Below are 1,861 nucleotides of genomic sequence, written 5' to 3'. Positions count from 1 at the left end.
GCATAGGCACGCTGGAACTGGCCGACGGCCGGCAGGTGAAGGGTTTCATCTGCGAGCCCTGCGGCATCACGGGCGCGCGCGACATTACCGAGTTCGGCGGCTGGCGCGCCTATCTGCATCACCTGCAAGCCGCCGCAGCCCACCAAGGGGAAAAGCCATAATGTTCCATACCGTTCTTATCGCCAATCGCGGCGAGATCGCCGTGCGTGCCATACGCACCTTGAAGCGCCTGGGTATCAAGAGCGTGGCGGTGTACTCAGACCCTGACCGCAATGCCGCCCACGTGCGCCAGGCCGACGTGGCGGTGGCGCTGGGCGGCGACAAGGCCGCCGACAGCTACCTGCGCATCGACCGCATTCTGCAGGCTGCGCAATCCACGGGCGCACAGGCCGTTTTCCCCGGCTACGGCTTTCTTTCCGAAAGCGCGGAATTCGCCGAGGCGTGCGAAACCGCCGGCCTTGCGTTCATCGGCCCCACCGCCGTGCAACTGCGCGAGTTCGGCCTGAAACATCGCGCCCGCGAACTGGCCGCGGCCGCGGGGGTGCCCATGACACCCGGCACCGGGCTATTGAGCAGCGCCGCCGAAGCGCTGGCGCAGGCCGAACATATCGGCTACCCCGTCATGCTGAAAAGCACGGCGGGCGGCGGCGGCATCGGCCTGTCGCGCTGCGCCGGCGCGGAAGAGCTGCGCGCCGCCTTCGCGGCGGTACAGCACCAGGGCCAGACTTTCTTCCGCGACAGCGGCGCCTTCATCGAACGCTACGTCGACCACGCGCGCCACGTCGAAGTACAGATCTTCGGCGACGGGCAGGGCCAGGTCGTGGCGCTGGGCGAACGCGACTGCTCTATCCAGCGCCGCAACCAGAAAATCATTGAAGAAACCCCCGCCCCCGGGCTGCCCCAGGCCACGCGCACCGCGCTGCTGGACGCCGCGGTGATGCTGGGCGAATCGGTGGGTTACCGTTCAGCGGGCACGGTGGAGTTCATCTACGACAGCGCGCGCGATGCCTTCTATTTCCTGGAAGTGAACACGCGCCTGCAGGTGGAGCACCCCGTGACGGAAGCCGTCACAGGGCTGGACTTGATCGAATGCATGCTGCGCGTGGCGGCCGGCGAGCCGCTGGACTGGGACGACATGCGCCGCCCTCCGCAGGGCGCCGCCATCGAAGTGCGCCTGTACGCCGAAGACCCGGCGCGCCAGTTCCAGCCGTCGCCCGGCGTACTGACCAGCGTGGCGTTTCCCGACGATGTGCGCGTGGATGGCTGGGTGGATACCGGCACCGATGTGCCGGCGTACTACGACCCCATGCTGGCCAAGCTGATCGTGCACGGCGCAGACCGCGGCCAGGCGCTGGCCAGGCTGCGTGATGCATTGGCGCGCACGCAGCTGCACGGCATTGCCACCAACCTGGACTTCCTGCGGCAAGTGGCCGCGGACCCGCGTTTCGCCGCCGCGGATCTGTCCACGCGCTTCCTGGACGGTTTCGACTTCCAGCCCGCCGCGCTGGAAGTGCTGGAAGCCGGCACCTACACCAGCGTGCAGGACTACCCCGGCCGCGTGGGCTACTGGAATATCGGCGTGCCGCCCTCGGGCCCCATGGACGACTACGCCTTCCAGCTGGCGAACCGCATTGTCGGCAACGCCGCCCAGGCTGCCGCCCTGGAATGCACGCTAGCCGGCCCCAGCCTGAAGTTCCACAGCGACACTGTGGTGGCGCTGACGGGCGCCCACATGGAAGCCATGCTGGATGGCGAACCCGTGCCCATGTGGCAGCCGGTGGCCGTGCGTCGCGGCCAGGTGCTGGCCATGGGCCGCGCCGCGACCGGCTGCCGCGGCTACCTGGCGGTACGCAACGGCCTG

General features: G+C 68.6%; 2 protein-coding genes. Both read left to right on the top strand.

Annotated elements, in window-relative coordinates; genetic code table 11:
* Positions 1 to 161, top strand: a 161-nt coding sequence (locus LPZ50_RS25495) for an allophanate hydrolase-related protein (RefSeq protein WP_419195641.1), incomplete at its 5' end; no start/stop codon positions are given.
* A partial coding sequence (locus LPZ50_RS24595; RefSeq protein WP_329957702.1) for a biotin carboxylase N-terminal domain-containing protein occupies positions 161 to 1,861 on the top strand: 1,701 nt, incomplete at its 3' end. The genes LPZ50_RS25495 and LPZ50_RS24595, both read left to right, overlap by 1 nt.

The sequence above is a fragment of the Bordetella petrii genome (genome assembly GCF_020991325.1).
Lineage (GTDB): Bacteria > Pseudomonadota > Gammaproteobacteria > Burkholderiales > Burkholderiaceae_B > Bordetella_A > Bordetella_A petrii_E.
This window is presented reverse-complemented; position numbering and strand designations above follow the sequence as displayed.